Origin of the sequence: Nocardioides donggukensis (assembly GCF_014842875.1) — a bacterium.
Lineage (GTDB): Bacteria > Actinomycetota > Actinomycetes > Propionibacteriales > Nocardioidaceae > Nocardioides > Nocardioides donggukensis.
On the sequence record NZ_JACYXZ010000005.1, the window covers coordinates 121,345 to 137,261 of the forward strand.

The 15,917-nt window shown below is 74.4% G+C and carries 11 protein-coding genes; 8 read left to right on the forward strand and 3 right to left on the reverse strand.

Translation table 11 applies throughout. From position 1 onward, the window contains the following. The first annotated feature begins 43 nt into the window (after positions 1-43). The 6 genes from IE331_RS15820 (at position 44) to IE331_RS15845 (ending at position 7,759) form a co-directional block, all read left to right on the forward strand. Complete coding sequence (locus IE331_RS15820; RefSeq protein ID WP_192144431.1) at positions 44-1,030, forward strand: alpha/beta hydrolase; 987 nt, start codon at positions 44-46, stop codon at positions 1,028-1,030. After that, complete coding sequence (locus IE331_RS15825) at positions 1,027-2,757, forward strand: DEAD/DEAH box helicase (protein ID WP_192144432.1); 1,731 nt, start codon at positions 1,027-1,029, stop codon at positions 2,755-2,757. The genes IE331_RS15820 and IE331_RS15825 overlap by 4 nt, the downstream gene beginning before the upstream one ends. A gap of 84 nt (positions 2,758-2,841) precedes the next feature. Continuing rightward, a complete protein-coding gene (locus tag IE331_RS15830) occupies positions 2,842-3,924 on the forward strand; it encodes an SGNH/GDSL hydrolase family protein (protein WP_192144433.1) in 1,083 nt (360 codons plus the stop codon). Between the two features lie 101 nt (positions 3,925-4,025). Beyond that, complete coding sequence (locus IE331_RS16845) at positions 4,026-6,764, forward strand: AAA family ATPase (protein WP_192144434.1); 2,739 nt, start codon at positions 4,026-4,028, stop codon at positions 6,762-6,764. A gap of 3 nt (positions 6,765-6,767) precedes the next feature. Further along, the gene (locus IE331_RS15840; protein ID WP_318646839.1) at positions 6,768-7,442 is read left to right on the forward strand and encodes an AzlC family ABC transporter permease; all 675 of its coding nucleotides are present in this window, start codon (positions 6,768-6,770) and stop codon (positions 7,440-7,442) included. Beyond that, positions 7,439-7,759, forward strand: coding sequence for an AzlD domain-containing protein (locus IE331_RS15845; RefSeq protein ID WP_192144435.1), 321 nt, complete (start codon positions 7,439-7,441; stop codon positions 7,757-7,759). The genes IE331_RS15840 and IE331_RS15845 overlap by 4 nt, the downstream gene beginning before the upstream one ends. Before the next feature lie 6 nt (positions 7,760-7,765). Here IE331_RS15845 and IE331_RS17060 read toward each other — a convergent pair whose 3' ends face one another. Together IE331_RS17060 and IE331_RS15855 are read right to left on the reverse strand one after the other, a co-directional pair. Beyond that, a complete protein-coding gene (locus tag IE331_RS17060; RefSeq protein WP_192144436.1) occupies positions 7,766-8,848 on the reverse strand; it encodes an endonuclease/exonuclease/phosphatase family protein in 1,083 nt (360 codons plus the stop codon). Positions 8,849-8,922: 74 nt separating this feature from the next. Further along, positions 8,923-10,296 carry an NADP-dependent succinic semialdehyde dehydrogenase gene (locus IE331_RS15855; RefSeq protein WP_192144437.1) on the reverse strand — a complete coding sequence of 458 codons (1,374 nt, stop codon included), beginning with the start codon at positions 10,294-10,296 and terminating at the stop codon, positions 8,923-8,925. Positions 10,297-10,412: 116 nt separating this feature from the next. Between IE331_RS15855 and zwf the strand changes: the two genes are divergently transcribed. Both zwf and IE331_RS15865 read left to right on the forward strand, forming a co-directional pair. Continuing rightward, entirely contained in the window at positions 10,413-11,855 is a 1,443-nt protein-coding gene (zwf, locus tag IE331_RS15860; protein WP_192144438.1) for a glucose-6-phosphate dehydrogenase, read from the forward strand. Between the two features lie 25 nt (positions 11,856-11,880). Beyond that, positions 11,881-12,954 carry a DUF2332 domain-containing protein gene (locus IE331_RS15865; RefSeq protein WP_192144439.1) on the forward strand — a complete coding sequence of 358 codons (1,074 nt, stop codon included), beginning with the start codon at positions 11,881-11,883 and terminating at the stop codon, positions 12,952-12,954. A 15-nt stretch (positions 12,955-12,969) separates the two neighbouring features. Here IE331_RS15865 and IE331_RS15870 read toward each other — a convergent pair whose 3' ends face one another. Continuing rightward, positions 12,970-15,762 carry a helix-turn-helix transcriptional regulator gene (locus IE331_RS15870; RefSeq protein ID WP_225580286.1) on the reverse strand — a complete coding sequence of 931 codons (2,793 nt, stop codon included), beginning with the start codon at positions 15,760-15,762 and terminating at the stop codon, positions 12,970-12,972. Between the last annotated feature and the right edge of the window lie 155 nt (positions 15,763-15,917).

Consider the following 15,917-nt stretch of genomic DNA (forward strand, 5'->3'; position numbering starts at 1 on the left):
GTCGCGCGCACGTCACCCCACGAGGCACTCCCAGGAGCCGCACGTGATCGAGATCCACGACCGCACCAGCCTGCGATCCGTCGCGGTCCGCGTCGCCGCCCGCGCCGTCGTCCGCCCGGTCCTCTCCCTCTGGCCGGTGGAGGGTCCGCTGGGCCCGGCCCGGCACGTGGTCGAGGTCGGGGCGCGGGCGCTGCCCCGGCTGCGGTCCACGACCGTCGAGCACGTGCAGGGAGACGGGTGGACCGCCGAGCTGGTGCGGCCGCGCGGGGCCGAGCCCGGCCGGGAGGCGCTGGTCTACTTCCACGGTGGGGCGTTCCTGTTCTGCGGCCTGGCGACGCACCGTCGGATCGTGGAGCGGCTCTCCCTGCGGACCGGGCTGCCGGTGCTCTCGGTGGCCTACCGGCAGCGCAGCAGCCACTTCGTCGAGACCAGCGTCTCCGACTGCACCGACGCCGTGAACTGGCTCGTCGAGCGCGGCTACGACCCGGGCCGGATGGTGCTGGTCGGTGACTCGGCCGGTGGCCACCTGGCGTTCACGGTGGCCATGGAGGCCGGAGCCCAGGGCCTCGGCGTCGCCGGCGTCGTGGGGCTCTCGCCCTGGCTGGACTTCGACAACTCCGTGCGACGCACCCACGCCAACGCCCGGCGCGACGCCTACATCCCGACCTTCCGCCTGGACCGGATCGCCCGCCAGGTCACCGGCAAGCAGATCCTCGAGCCCTCGCTCTCCCCGGTGAACCGGGACCTCGACGACCTGCCGCCGGCGCTGCTGGTGTGCGCGGCCGACGAGGTGCTGCGCTGCGACGCCGAGCTGATGACCGAGCGGCTCGACGCCGCCGGAGTGCCGGTGGACCTGCACGTGTGGAGGGGGCAGGTGCACGCCTTCCCGGTCCTGGCCCACCTGCTGCCGGAGTCCAGCGCCGCACTGGACCTGGTCTCCTCCTTCGTCGCCGACGCGCTGGGCGTGCGCGAGCGCACAGCGTCGTGGATGTGGGCAGCCGCCGAAGGACCCACTACCGTTGCGGGGTGAGTGACACCGCGGAACCGACCGGCCCGACCGAGCAGCAGACGACCTTCGAGGACCTGGGTCTCGACGACCGGGTGCTGCAGGCGCTCCGGGCGGTCGGCTACGAGTCGCCCTCGCCCATCCAGGCGCAGACCATCCCGCCCCTGCTCGAGGGCCGGCACGTGGTCGGCCTGGCGCAGACCGGCACCGGCAAGACGGCCGCGTTCGCGCTCCCCATCCTCTCCCGGCTGGACCTGACCCAGAAGACGCCGCAGGCTCTGGTCCTCACCCCGACCCGCGAGCTCGCGATCCAGGTCTCGGAGGCCTTCGAGAAGTACGCCGCCCGGCTCAGCGGGGTCCGGGTGCTCCCGGTCTACGGCGGCCAGGCGTACGGCGTCCAGCTCAGCGCCCTGCGCCGCGGCGTGCACGTCATCGTCGGCACGCCGGGGCGGATCATGGACCACCTCGAGAAGGGCACCCTGGACCTCTCCGAGCTGCGCTTCCTGGTGCTCGACGAGGCCGACGAGATGCTGAAGATGGGCTTCGCCGACGACGTCGAGACGATCCTGGCCGACACCCCGGACAGCAAGCACGTCGCGCTGTTCTCGGCGACGATGCCCGCGCAGATCCGGCGGATCTCGAAGAAGTACCTCACCGACGCCGCCGAGATCACGGTCAAGAGCAGGACGACCACGGCCGCCAACACCACCCAGCGCTACCTGCTGGTCTCCCACCCGCAGAAGATCGACGCCCTCACCCGGATCCTCGAGGTCGAGAACTTCGAGGCGATGATCATCTTCGCCCGCACCAAGCAGGGCACCGAGGAGCTGGCCGAGCGGCTCCGGGCCCGCGGCTTCTCGGCGACCGCCATCAACGGCGACGTCGCCCAGGTGCAGCGGGAGCGGACCATCAACCAGCTGCGCCAGGGCAAGCTCGACATCCTGGTCGCCACCGACGTCGCCGCCCGCGGACTCGACGTCGAGCGGATCAGCCACGTCGTCAACTACGACATCCCCACCGACACCGAGTCCTACGTCCACCGCATCGGCCGCACCGGTCGCGCCGGCCGCAGCGGGGACGCGATCTCGTTCATCACCCCGCGCGAGCGGTACCTGCTCAAGGCCATCGAGAAGGCCACCCGGCAGGCCCTGACCCAGATGCAGCTCCCGACGGTGGAGGACATCAACTCGACCCGGCTCACCCGCTTCGACGACGCGATCACCGAGGCGCTGGGCACGGACCGGGTGGCGTTCTTCCGCGACGTCGTCGACCACTACGTCCGGGAGCACAACGTCCCCGAGGCCGACGTCGCGGCCGCGCTGGCCGTGGTGCTCCAGGGCGACCAGCCGCTGCTGCTCGAGGAGGAGCCGGAGCCGGTCCGGATGCCGCGGGAGGACCGTCCCGCGCGGGCCGACCGGGGCTCGGACCGCGGTCGGGGACCGGGCCGGGAGCGGGGTCCGCGCAGCTCGGGCCCGAGCGCGACGTACCGGATCGCGGTCGGCAAGCGGCACAAGGTCGAGCCGCGCCAGATCGTCGGGGCGCTCGCCAACGAGGGCAACCTCGGACGCGGGGACTTCGGCAAGATCGACATCCGCGGCGACCACTCCTTCGTGGAGCTGCCGGCCCAGCTGCCCGGTGACACCTGGGACGCGCTGCGCAGCACGCGGATCTCCGGCAAGCTCATCGAGCTGAGCAGGGCCGAGGGGCACGCTGCGGCGCCGCAGGGCAAGCGGAAGCCGCGACACAAGTAGCCCCGCGTTCCTCTCGCCCGGAAGCCCCGCGTGCCCTAGTGTGACGGCAGTCACATGTGGGGACAGGTGCCGAAGGAGCAAGAGATGCAGCAGCAGGTCCCCCTCGTCCGCGCGGTCCCGGTGATCGCGGTCGTGACCACCCTCCTCGCGCTGCTGGCCGCGGCGCTGACCACCCCCGCAGGGGCGGCCGAGCGCGCCGCGAGCCCGTCGTACGTCGCGCTCGGCGACTCCTACGCCTCTGGCACCGGGACCCGCAGCTACCTGGCTGACGGGACCAGCTGCCAGCGGTCCACCCGGGCCTACCCGGCCCTGATCGCGGCGGCCCGTGGCTACGAGCTCAGCTTCCGGGCCTGCTCGGGCGCGCGGGTCTCCGACGTCGCCACCCAGGTGGAGGCGCTCTCGCCGGCGACCGGATACGTCACGGTCTCGGTCGGCGGCAACGACGCCGGCTTCGCCGACGTGCTCACCGAGTGCGCCCAGCCCGGCTGGATGAGCGACTGCAACGGCGCCATCGACGCCGCCCGCAGGTTCATCGACCGCACCCTGCCGGGGCGGCTGGCCGGCCTGTACGCCGACATCGACCAGCGGGCGCCCAACGCCCGCGTGGTCGTGGTCGGCTACCCCCGGATCTTCATGGGCAAGGACTGCAACTGGGCCACCTGGTTCTCCCGCAGCGAGATGACCCGGCTCAACGAGACCGCCGACCTGCTCAACCAGCGCACCGCCGGGCTGGCCGCCACCCGGGGCTTCGGGTTCGCCGACCCCACCGACCGGTTCGTCGGGCACGCGGTCTGCGCGGACGCCGAGTGGATCAACGGCCTGTCCTGGCCGATCTCGGAGTCCTACCACCCGAATCGGCCCGGTCACTCCTCCGGCTACACGCCCACGGTCAGCCCGCTGCTGACCGGCGCCGCGGTCGCGGTCAGCCGGACCGTCCGGCAGCGGGCGGCCGCGTCGGCGGAGCGGCTGGTCGAGGCGCAGCGCGAGCACACCGCGACGGACGCGGCGATCGAGCCGGAGACCGTCGCTGCCCCGGACCTGACCACGCCGCGGGCCCGGAAGGCGGCCCGCCGGGCCGGGGTCGACCTCGGCAGCCGGCGCAGCATCGACGCCGCCGACCGCCGGGCCTCGCGCGCCCAGGCCCGGGCCTGGGCCCGCACCCACTGACGCTCACGGCGCCGCCGGGGCCGCCGGGGCCGCCGGCCGCTCGGGCCGGTTCGGCCGGGGACGGTCCGAGAGGGGTCCGGGCCGGGACTAGGGTGGTGCCGATGTCCCGGTTGGTCGGTCGCGCAGCCCTCGTCGAGGAGATCCACGCCCGCCTCGCGTCCGGTCGGCCGGTCGCCCTGCACGGCCCGACCGGCATCGGCAAGAGCGCGCTGCTCGACGAGGTCGAGGCGCACGCGGCGTCCTCGGGCACCCGGGTGCTGCGGGCCCGCGGCGCGGTCGCGGAGCGCTCGCTGCGGTTCGCGGCGCTGCAGGACCTGCTCGACCAGGTCCCCGGGGACGTCCTGGCCGCCCGACCCGAGGAGGCCCGGGTCGTGGGCACGGGCCTCGTGGGGCGACCCCTCGACCCGGACGCGGTGCACCAGGTGCAGCGGGCGTGGTTCCGGATCCTGGGCGAGCTCGCGGCGGCCGGCCCGGTGCTGCTGCTCGTCGACGACGCGCAGTGGATCGATGCCGAGTCCCTCGCCGCGATCGGGTACGCCGGCCGCCGGGTCGCCGCGTCCGCCGGCCTGGTCTCCACCTGGGGTCCCGAGCCGGACGGGTCCGCCGAGGTCCTCCCCGCCGCGGACCACCTCGACGTGCCCGCACTGGACTCCGGCGACGTCGTCCACCTGCTGGGCCGGCACGGGGTCTCCCCGTCGGCGGCACAGCGGATCTGCACCCAGGCCGGTGGGCTGCCCGCGCTCGCCCTCGCCCTCGGCGGTGCCGCCGGGGCGGACCCGACCCTGCTGGGCCGGCCCTCGCCGACGCCCGCGAGCATCGTCCGGATGCTGCACGACCGGGTCGCGTCCCAGCCTGGCGAGGTCCGCGAGACGCTCGTCCACGCGGCCCTGCTGCACCGTCCCACCATGCGGCACCTGGTCCGGGCCGGGCGCAGCGACGCGGAGGCGCACCTCGAGCACGCCACCCGCGCCGGGCTGCTGACCCGGCGTGAGGAGGAGGTGCGCTTCACCCCGCCGGCACTCGCCCAGGTGCTGGCCGGGGCGGTGCCCGCCGACCGTCGCGCCGCGCTGCACCGCCGGCTCGGCGAGGTCGCGGCCACGGCGGCCGAGCAGCTCCGGCACCGCGCCCTCGCCGACCCGGCCCCCGACGAGGGGCTGGCCGGCGAGCTGGCGACGGCGGCCGAGGCCGCCCTGCAGCGCGGCGACCGCGAGCTGGCCTGCGAGCTGTTCCTGCTCGCCGCCGACCGCTGCCCGCCCGCGCTGGCGGCGCTGCGCGTCGAGTGCCTGGCCTCCTGCGTCGAGGCCGGGGCGCCCGGCAACCACGCCGACCTGATCTACCGGGCGCTGGACGACCTGCTCGCCGCGGAGGCCACGCCCGGCCAGCGGGTGCGGGTCCGTCTGGCACTCGTGGAGCTGGCCGGCACCGGGACCGCGATGGTCGAGGAGGTGTTGACCGCCGCGCTGGCCGACGCCGGTGCCGAGCCGCACCTGGTGGCCGACGTCCTCCTGCAGCGGGCCCGGGTGCACCTGCGGGAGTCCCGGCCGCGCGAGTCGGAGCGGCACGCGGCCGAGGCGGTCCGGATCCTCCGACGGCTGGGCGACCAGCGGGCCGAGGCGCTCGCCCTGCCCCTGCTCGCCGCCGTACGCCGATGGCTCGGCGTGGGCGACCACGACGCGGTCCTGCGCCGGGCGCTGAGCCTGCCGGAGCCGGCCACGCCGGGGATGCTGCACACCTCGCCGCGCTACATGGCCGCCCGCTTCGCGTTCTACGACGACCGTCTCGAGGAGTCCTGGGAGGCCTGCCTGACCATGCTCGCGGGCGTCGAGCGCGGGGCCGGCCAGGATGCGGTGCACCTGCTGCGGTGCCTGGTCGAGACCGCCGCCCGGCTCGGTCGGTGCCGGGAGGCCCTGGACTACGCGGCCCGGGCGCAACGGGTGGCCGACGACTTCGAGCTCGAGGCGCACCCGTCGTGGTTCATCACGGCGACCGCCGAGCTGGTTGGCGGCGACCTGGCCCGGGCCCGTCGGCTGGCCGAGCAGGGGGTCGTCGCCTGCGAGGAGGCCGGTGACCGGCGCTACCTGCAGCGGCACCTCATGGTGCTCGGGCAGGCACTGCTGCGGCAGGGCGACGCCCGGGCCGCGGCCACCGCGCTGGGCCGGCTGCGCGAGATCGAGCGGGAGAACGGCATCGGCGACCCCACGGTGAACCGGTGGCGCCCCGACCTGGTCTCCGCCCTCGTCGTGGCCGGCGACCTCGCGACGGCCGCCGAGGTGGTCGAGGAGACCCGGGCGGCGCTGGCCGGGCGCTCGGAGGTGGCCGGGACCCGCGCCCAGCTGGACCGGGCCGCGGCCGAGCTCTGCCTGGCCCGTGGGGAGACCGACCGGGCCGAGGAGCTGCTGGCCTCCTCGGAGCGGGTCTGCCGGGAGCTGGGGCTGCGGATCGACCTGGGTCGGGCCCTGCTGACCCGGGCGCACCTCGAGCGCCGCCGTCGCCGGGCGGCCGCGTCCCGGGAGGCGTTGGCGGCCGCGCACGAGGTGTTCCGGGACGCGCACGCGGCTCCGTGGGCCACCCAGGCCCGCTCGGCGGCGCGGATCCCCGACCCCCGGCCGGTCGGGGACGGGGCCCCGGAGCGGGACCGGGGGTTGGATCAGCTCACCGCCACCGAGCGCCGGATCGCGCGCCAGGTCGCCGAGGGCGCCAGCAACCGGGAGGTGGCCGAGCGCCTGTTCCTCTCGGTCAAGACCGTCGAGGCCACGCTGACCCGGATCTACCGCAAGCTCGGCCTGCGCTCGCGGACCCAGCTCGCGGCGTACGTGCTCCCGGGCGACGGGCCGGCCTGACCCGTGGACCTGCGTCGCCTCTCCGAGGAGCTCGGCCCCGGCCTGCTCCGGGACATCGTGCTGGTCTGCCTGGCGGTCGGCGTGGTCGGGGTCTCCTACGGTGCGATCACGGTCAGCGAGGGGCTGCCGGTGTGGACCCCGTCGTACTTCTCACTGGTCGTGCTCGCCGGTGCCAGCCAGTTCCTGTTCACCGGGATCGTCGCCGCGGGCGGCAGCCCGGTGGCCGCCGTGGTCGCCGGGCTGCTGGTCAACGCCCGGCACCTGCCGTTCGGGTTCGCGCTCGCCGACACCGTCCGGGGCCGGCCGCTGCTCGGCGGCTACCTGATGATCGACGAGTCCGTCGCGTTCGCGCTGGCCCAGCGCGACCCCCGGGTCCGCCGGGTCGCCTACTTCACGTGCGGGCTGCTGCTCATGCTCTGCTGGAACGTCGGGTCGCTGCTGGGGGCCCTGGCCGGCACCACGATCACCGACACCGACGCGCTCGGCCTGGACGCCGCCTTCCCGGCCGTGCTCCTGGCGCTGGTGCTGCCGAGCCTGCGGACGGCCGGCACCCGGCGCCCGGCCCTGCTCGGCGCCGCGGTGGCGCTGGCGCTCACGCCGTTCCTGCCCGCGGGGCTGCCGGTGCTGTTCGCGCTCGCCGGCCTGGTGCTGGCCCGTCCCGGTCGGGAGCCGGCGTGATCGGCACGACCGCGATCCTGGTCTCCGGTGCCGTGCTGGGCCTGGGCACCTTCGGCTACCGGGTCGCCGGGCCGCTGCTGCGCACCCGGTTCACGCCCTCCCCCTGGACCCAGGAGCTGATGACGACCGGGGCGACGGTCCTGCTGTTCGCGCTCGTGGTCACCAGCGCGGTCGCGGACGGCCGGGAGCCGGCCGACCTCGCCCGACCGGCCGGGGTCCTGGTCGGTGGCGTGCTGGCCTGGAAGAGGGCGCCGTTCGTCGTCGTGGTGCTCGCCGCGGCCGGCACCGCCGCGCTGCTGCGGCTGCTGGTCCGGTGACCCGGGTCAGGGCTCCAGGCGCTCCCGGTAGCCGGGCAGCGTCGCCTCGGTGACCACCAGGGGGTGGTCGGTGGCCCGCCGCACGTTGGCCGACAGGTCGGCCCGGTAGCGGCTGAACTCGATCTTGTCGGAGCCGAAGACCCAGTCCACCAGCATCCGGGGTGGCGGGGCGCAGGCGCCGCCGGTGCTGCCGCCGTTCGCGGCCTTCAGGGCGGTGTTCGCGGTCAGCGGGCAGAAGTACTCGGCGCGCTCGTTGAAGTCGCCGGTGAAGATGACCGGGGTGCCGTCCGCGCCGAGCCGGTTCGCCAGCCCGATCTGGATGCTGGTGGCGGCCCGGCGCCAGCGCACGTTGTTGCCGTGCGCCTTGGTGGTCGCGGGGTTGTGGAAGTTGGCCACCCACACGCGCTGCCCGGTGGCGTAGTGCTCGAGGAGGACGTACGGCATCTGGCGCTGGCGCCCCCCGAAGTAGGGGATCCCGATCGTGCGCTTCTCGACGGCGCCGAAGCTGCCCTGGCGCCAGGCGATCGAGTTCTCGACGCCGAGGTGGCCCACCGCCATGCCCGGCCACACGTCCCAGGTGCCTCCGGCGCGACCGAGGAAGTTGTTCAGCTGCGGGGCCTGGAACTCCTGCAGGCCGACGACGTCCACGCCCTGGCCGGAGAGCGAGCCGAGGGCCCAGCCCATGCGGACCCCGCTGGAGGCCCAGCCGGGGCGGTTCCCGCCCTTGACGGTGTGGCTGTGCCCGAGCACGTTGAACGAGGCCACCGTGAAGGAGGCCGGCGCGACCGTGCGGAACTTCGGCGGCGGTGGCTTCTTCGGCTCCGGCCGCGGCTCGAGCACCACGCGCGGGCCGGTGAGCTGGCGGCGGGTGTCGCGGGCGGCCGGCGTGGGCGCCGGCGTCGCCTTGGCCCGGGGGGTCGCCTCGACCGCTGCCGCGCTGTCGGAGGGCGTCGGCGGGGCGACGATGCCGGCGTTGGCGGCCCGCTCGTCGTCGGCGCCGGGGGCCGCCTGGAGGCCCACTGCCACGACGACCGCCGTCACCAGCGCAGCAGGCGCCAGCATCACGAGCAGATCGGGTGGTTTGCGCACCGCCCGAACACTACCCGCAAGTCGCCGGCCACGCCCAAGCCTCGGGCCCGGCCCAGTGCTCGCGGGATCGGGTCTCAGGCGATCCACACGGTCTTGAGGTTGGTGAACTCCCGGATCCCGGCCGCGCTGAGCTCCCGGCCGTGCCCGGAGGCCTTGACCCCGCCGAAGGGCATCGCCGGGTGGGAGGCGGTCATCGAGTTGATGAAGGTCTGGCCGGCCTCGAGGTCACGGACGAAGATCTCCTGCTCCGCGGCGTCGGTGGTCCAGGCGTTGGCGCCGAGGCCGAAGCGGGTGGCGTTGGCGAGGGTGACCGCCTCCTCGATCGAGCCCACCTTGAACACCGTCGCGACGGGTCCGAACGCCTCCTCGTGGAAGAGCTCCATGTCCTCGGTGACACCGGTCAGCACCGTCGGCGGGTACCACCAGCCCGGTCGGTCCGGGGTCTCGCCGCCGAGCTCGAGGGTGGCCCCGTCCGCGACGGCGGCGTCGACCAGCGCGACGACGTCCTCGCGGCCCTGCTCGGTGGCCAGCGGTCCGACGTCGGTGCCCTCCTCCATCGGGTCGCCGACGGTCAGGCCCGACATGGCCTTGAGGAACAGGCCCAGCCACTCGTCGTACACGTCGGCGTGGACGATGAAGCGCTTGGCGGCGATGCAGGACTGGCCGCAGTTCTGGGTGCGCGAGGTGGTCGCCACCCGGGCGGCCTCCTCGAGGTCGGCCGAGGGCATCACCACGAACGGGTCGGAGCCACCGAGCTCCAGGACCACCTTCTTCAGCGACTCCCCGGCCACCCGGCCCACGGCCACACCGGCGCCCTCGGACCCGGTCAGCGTGGCGGCGGCCACGCGGGAGTCCGTGATGACCGACTCGACGGCCGAGGAGCCGACCAGCAGGGTGGTGAAGACGTGGTCGGGGAACCCGGCGTCGACGAAGAGCTGCTCGATGGCCAGCGCCGTCTGCGGGACGTTGCTGGCGTGCTTGAGCAGCCCCACGTTGCCGGCCATGAGCGCCGGGGCGGCGAACCGCATCGCCTGCCACCAGGGGAAGTTCCACGGCATGACCGCCAGGACCACCCCGATCGGCAGGTAGCGGCCGTAGGCCCGGGAGGCGCCCACCGTCTCGGCGTCGATGGGCTCGTCGGCCAGGTGCTCGGCGCCGTGGTCGGCGTAGTAGCGCAGCGCGGACGCGCACTTGCCGATCTCCCCGGCCGCGGAGGCACGGGTCTTGCCCATCTCGAGCGTGACCAGCTCGGCCAGCTCGTCGGTGCGCTCGTCGAGCAGCTCGGCGGCCCGACGCAGCCAGGCCGCGCGGTCGTCGTACGAGGTGAGGCGGTAGTCGGCGGCCGCTGCGGAGGCGCGGCCGATGGCGGCCTCGACCTCCTCGGGGGTCAGCTCCTCGAAGGTGCGCAGCACCTCTCCTGTGCGGGGGTCGGTCGTGGCGATGGGCATGCCGCCCAGACTGCCAGAGGCGGCAACCTCCCGTCACCGGTCGGAGCGCGGGCCCGCCGCTGTCCGTCCCGGTCCGCTCAGGTCCGCGGCCCGTGCGCCCGTGGCAGGGTGGTGCCATGGCAGACGACCACGAGTCCAGCCCCGGCCCCCCGACGACGGCGATCCTGTTCGGCGCGACCGGGGACCTGGCCCGTCGCAAGCTGCTGCCCGGACTGCTGCACCTCTGGCGCTCCGGGCTGCTGCCGGAGATGCGGGTGGTGGGCACCTCGCTGGACGAGCACGACCGGGACTCGTTCGTGCAGCTGGCGCGTGAGGCGGTGGCGGAGTTCAGCTCCGACGAGCTGGACAAGGACGAGTTCGAGGAGTTCGCCACGCTGCTGCACTGGGCGCCGAGCGGCACCGAGCAGCTGGTGGCGGCGGTGAAGGAGGCCGAGGCCGACTGCACCCAGCCGCACACCCGCCTGCACTACCTCTCGGTGCCGCCCAGCGCCGCGCTCAGCGTCGTCCACCAGCTCCGCGACGCCGGCCTGGTCGAGGGCAGCCGGATCGTCATGGAGAAGCCGTTCGGCACCGACCTGGACTCCGCCCGGTCGCTCAACGCCTCGATCCACGAGGTGTTCGAGGAGGAGCAGGTGTTCCGGATCGACCACTTCCTCGGCAAGGAGGCGGCGCTGAACATCCTGGCCTTCCGGTTCGCGAACGGGCTGTTCGAGCCGATCTGGCACCGCAACTTCATCGACCATGTGCAGATCGACATCCCCGAGACCCTCGGGCTGGAGGGCCGCTCGGCGTTCTACGAGAAGACCGGCGCCTACCGGGACATGGTGGTGACCCACCTGTTCCAGGTGCTGGCCTTCACCGCGATGGAGTCCCCGGTGGCGCTGGACCCGCAGTCGATCACCGAGGAGAAGTACAAGGTCTTCCGGTCGATGCTGCCCATCGACCCGGACGACGTCGTCCGCGGCCAGTACGACGGCTACCGGGCCGGCGACGGTGTCGACCCGGACTCCGAGACCGAGACCTTCATCGCCCTCAAGTGCTTCGTCGACAACTGGCGCTGGGCCGACGTCCCGTTCTTCCTCAGGACCGGCAAGCAGCTCGCGGAGGGCCAGCGGATCATCTCGATCGCGTTCAAGGAGCCGCCGAAGTCCATGTTCCCGGACGGCTCCGGCGTGGGGGAGCACGGACCCGACCACCTCACCTTCGACCTCGCCGACTCCTCGAAGATGTCGCTGTCGTTCTACGGCAAGCGGCCCGGCCCGGGCTTCCGCCTCGACAAGCTCTCGATGCAGTTCGCCATGCAGGACACCGACTGGGCCGGCTCCGGTCTCGAGGCCTACGAGCGGCTGATCCTCGAGGCGGTCAAGGGCAACCGCACCCTGTTCACCACCGCCGAGGGTGTGGAGCGGCTCTGGGAGATCTCCGCCGACCTGCTTGCCGACCCGCCGCCGGTGCGCCGGTACGCCGCCGGGTCCTGGGGGCCGAACCAGATCCACCAGCTGATCGCGCCGGCGGCCTGGCGGCTGCCGTTCGAGCGGGAGTGGCGGGACCCGTCGTGACCGGTTCGCCGGGACGGGGCTGAGCGTGGACCTGTGGCGCCCGGCCGCGGAGTCCTATGCCGCGTTCGCCGGCGAGGCGGCCGACTCGCCGTGCTTCGCGGACTGGGCGACCTCGGTCGCCGACGACCCCGAGGTGCTGGCCCGCATCGAGACGCTGCCGCGGATCAAGCAGCAGCCCAACCTGGTCTTCGCGGCCGCCCGGTGGCACGGCGTCCCCGCCCCCGGCCCGTACGCCGGCCTGCGCGAGGCCTTGCTGGGGGACTGGGAGCCGATCCGGCGCACCGTCCTGGCCCGGTCCACGCAGACCAACGAGGTGGGTCGGCTGGCCACCCTGCTCCCGGTGTTCGCCGCCTTGGCGGGGGTCGACGGGGTCGACGGGGGCGGGGGGACCGGTGGCAACGGGGCCGGCGAGGTCGGTGGGATCGGGGAGGAGCGGCCGCTGGCCCTGATCGAGGCGGGCGCCTCCGCGGGGCTGTGCCTCTACCCCGACCGCTACCGCTACGAGTTCTCCGGCGACGGGTCCGGCACCCGGCTCGGGGCCGGTCCGGTGCTGCGGTGCGAGACGACCGGCCCGGTCCCGCTGCCGAGTCGGGTGCCCGAGGTCGCCTGGCGGGCCGGGGTCGACCTGTCCCCGCTCGACGTCCGCGACGCCGACCAGACGGCCTGGCTGGAGATGCTGGTCTGGCCCGAGCAGCGGGACCGCCGCGAGCGCCTGGCCGAGGCCGTGCGGGTGGCCCGCCGGGAGCCGCCCCACCTGGTGGCCGGCGACCTGCTCGAGGAGCTGCCGGCCCTGCTGGAGCAGGCCCCGGACGGGGCCGTCCCGGTGGTCTTCCACTCCGCGGTGCTCGCCTACCTCACGCCGGCCGACCGGGAGCGCTTCGTCGCGCTCATCGGCGGCCTGGTCTCCGAGGGCCGCTGCCGCTGGGTCAGCAACGAGGCGCCCGGCGTCCTGCCGGGGGTCGCTGCCACGGTCGCCCGTGGGCAGGCCTCCGCGTCGGCCGGCAGCGCGCCGCAGACGCACTTCCTGCTCGCCGTCGACGGCCGCGCCGTGGCCCGCACGCACGGCCACGGCCGGGTGCTGCAGTGGCTCACGGACTGACGGCGCCGAGCCCCCTCAGTGGTTGACGGCGCTGCGCTGCTCCAGCACCGGCGAGCGCGGCGCCGGCACGGCGAGCACGGCAGGCAGTCGGGTGCGGGACCGGATCCCGAGCTTGCGGTAGACGTTGGACAGGTGCCACTCGACGGCCTTGACGGTGACGAACAGCTGCTGGGCGATCTGCCGGTTGGACAGGCCCGACGCCGCGAGCTCGGCCACCCGTCGCTCGGAGACCGTCAGCGCGTTGACGGTCTCGGAGTTGCCGCGCTTGACCGGCTCCCCGATCCGCTCGAGCAGCCGGGTCACCCGCTCCCCGAGTGGGCGCAGCTCCTGGAACCCGGCGTGGGTCTCGGCCAGCCGCAGCAGCCGGACCACCTCACGGTTGTCGGTGGAGCCGTGCAGCACCATCATCCCGGCCAGGTCGGTGGCGACCTGGGCCTGCAGGCGCAGGGCCCGGATGTCGCCGAGCACCTCGAGGGCCTCGCGGAGCAGGGCCACCCGGTCGCTGGTCGGGTCGATGGCGGCGAGCGAGCGCAGGCCCTGGGCGACCGCGAGCGGCGCGCCGTACCGGTGGGCCAGGCGGAGGTTCTCCGCCGCCAGCGGGACGGCGTCGCGCGAGCGGCCGAGCCGGATCAGCGCCAGCGCCTCACCGGAGCGCCACGGCAGGATCGCCGGGTTGTCCATGCGGTCGGTGACCAGCTGGCCCACCTCGGCGTACAGGGCCGCCGCGTGGTCGTGGGCGCCGGCCGCCTCCGCCAGGTCCGCCAGGGCCCAGGTGGCGTAGGTGCCGTTCAGGCCGGGCTGGTGGGCGATGCCCTCCAGGTCGGCCTTGTGCTCGGCGGCCAGGTCGATCTCCCCGCGGGCGATCCGGCACTCGACCAGACCGGACAGGACCGCGCCGAGGTGGGCCTTCCAGCCCAGGCTCCGCTGGGCCAGGGCGGACTCGAAGTCGCCGATGGCCTCGGTGACCATGCCCATGCGCATCCGGGCGTATCCCCGGGCGGAGGCGGCGGTGGCCAGACCGGGCCCGGACCCGCGGGACTGGGCCCGCTCGATGGCGCTGGTCAGCAGGGCCTCGCTCTCCTCGAAGGCCGAGGCCCAGGTCAGGGCGCTGGCGGCCATGAAGGTGCCGGCCCCCTCGGGGCCCTCGGCCTGCAGGAGCAGGCCGTCCCCGGCGGCGTCGAGGGCGTTCCGGCGGACCCCGGCCGCGTTCTCGCACGCGAAGGTGGAGAGCACCGCCTGGGCGGCCATCGTCAGCCGGTCGTCGTACCCGCCGTCCGCCCCGGTCCCGGCGCTGGCCGCCCGGACCTGCTCGCGCAGGTGCTCCACGGAGCTGCCGGTGAGCATGCCGGTCAGCACCAGGCGGGCGACCAGCCGCTGCTGGGCCGGGCGCTCGGGGGTCTCCGCGTCGAGCAGCGCTCCGAACGCCTCCTGGGCGTCGGTGTGCCGTCCGGCCATGACCAGGGCGTCGCCGGCCTCGGCCTTGAGCCGGGCTAGGTCGTCGATGTCCTCGGTGTGGCCGGCCGCCAGGTCCCAGGCGGCGAGGGCCTGCTCGATCTGGCCGTCCGCGGCCCGGGCCCGGGCCAGCGCCGAGTAGAGCCGGGCGTCCTCGGGTCCGACCTCGCCCTCGGCGATGGCGCGCTCGAGGTACCGGATCGCCATGGCGTGGTCGCCGCCGGCCAGGGCGCACTCGCCCTGCTCGGCGAGACGGGCGCGGACGTCCTCGTCGCCGGCCGGCATCGTCTGCAGCAGGTGGCCGGCGACCACCGCCCGGGCGGCGCCGCGCCTGCTGAGGATGTCGGCGGCGTGGGCGTGCACGTCGGCCGCCTCGGCCGAGGACATGTGCGCCAGGACAGCGTGCGCGATCAGCGGGTGCCGGGCGGAGAGCCGGCCGTGGTCCAGCGTCAGGACCTGGGCCGCCACCAGGGAGGAGATGTCGTCGGCGACGTGGTCGAGCCGCAGCCCGGCCAGTTCGGCGACGGTGCCGACGCTGGCGGCCGGGCCCAGGACGCACACGGCGCGGGCGGTGGCCGTGGCCGTGGCCGAGAGCCGGCCGAGCCGACCGGCGATCGAGCCGACGACCGTCTCGGGCACGGCCTCGTGGTCGGCCATGAGCTCCTTGACGAAGAACGGCACGCCACCGGAGACGTCATGGATGTGGGCGACGTCGTCGTTGGTGGCCTCCGGGCTCTCGTCCTGCAGCAGGACCGCCACCGCCCCTCGCGAGAGCGGGGAGAGGGTGAACACCTTGCTGCTCTGCTGGATCCGGCTCAGAGTCTCCGGTGCGGCCACCTGCTCACCGGTGCGCACCGCGTAGACGATCAGGCACGGCAGGTGCTGGAGTGCGTTGACGAGCAGGTCCAGCGCCTGCAGCGAGCCGACGTCGGCCCACTGCAGGTCGTCGACCACGAGCAGCACCGGCTGGTCCTGGGTCAGGTCCTCGAGGACCCACCGGACGCCGTACACGAGGTCGCCGATGCCGCGGGTGGTGCCGTCGGAGAGGTCCGAGAGCACCTGTCCCGGCCCGTCGAACGGGTGTGTGCCGTTGCCGGCCCGGTGCGCGAGCATGCTGAACCAGTCGCGCAACAGGCAGTAGTCGATGGTCGTGCTCATCGGCGTGCATCGGGTGTCGAGCACCCGCCAGCCGGATGCGGTTGCCTTCTCCCGCGCGTGTGTCAGAAGCCGGCTCTTGCCGATGCCGGCCGGACCTTCGATCGCCACAAGGCTGCCGCGCCCCCCTGCTGCGCGCCCCATCAACCTCCCGAGTGCTGCGATCTCCGTGTCCCTTTCGAGTACTGGAGTCCCCACCATGTATGCAGGCTAGGACCCCACTTGGGGCAGCCCGGATGATTACTCACAATTAGTGCGGTCGGATCACGCGCCATAGCCCGATCGGGCCATTTTTTCCCCTGCTGGGGGTGTGACGAGAGTGACGGAAGGGACATTAGTCACCATCTGCCCCACCA

Bases quoted from the DNA above. Each gene is read 5' to 3' on its own strand.
- IE331_RS15870 (WP_225580286.1), bottom strand. From the start codon at position 15,762: ATGGTGGGGACTCCAGTACTCGAAAGGGACACGGAGATCGCAGCACTC.
- IE331_RS15830 (WP_192144433.1), top strand. From the start codon at position 2,842: ATGCAGCAGCAGGTCCCCCTCGTCCGCGCGGTCCCGGTGATCGCGGTC.
- IE331_RS15855 (WP_192144437.1), bottom strand. From the start codon at position 10,296: ATGCCCATCGCCACGACCGACCCCCGCACAGGAGAGGTGCTGCGCACC.
- zwf (WP_192144438.1), top strand. From the start codon at position 10,413: ATGGCAGACGACCACGAGTCCAGCCCCGGCCCCCCGACGACGGCGATC.
- IE331_RS16845 (WP_192144434.1), top strand. From the start codon at position 4,026: ATGTCCCGGTTGGTCGGTCGCGCAGCCCTCGTCGAGGAGATCCACGCC.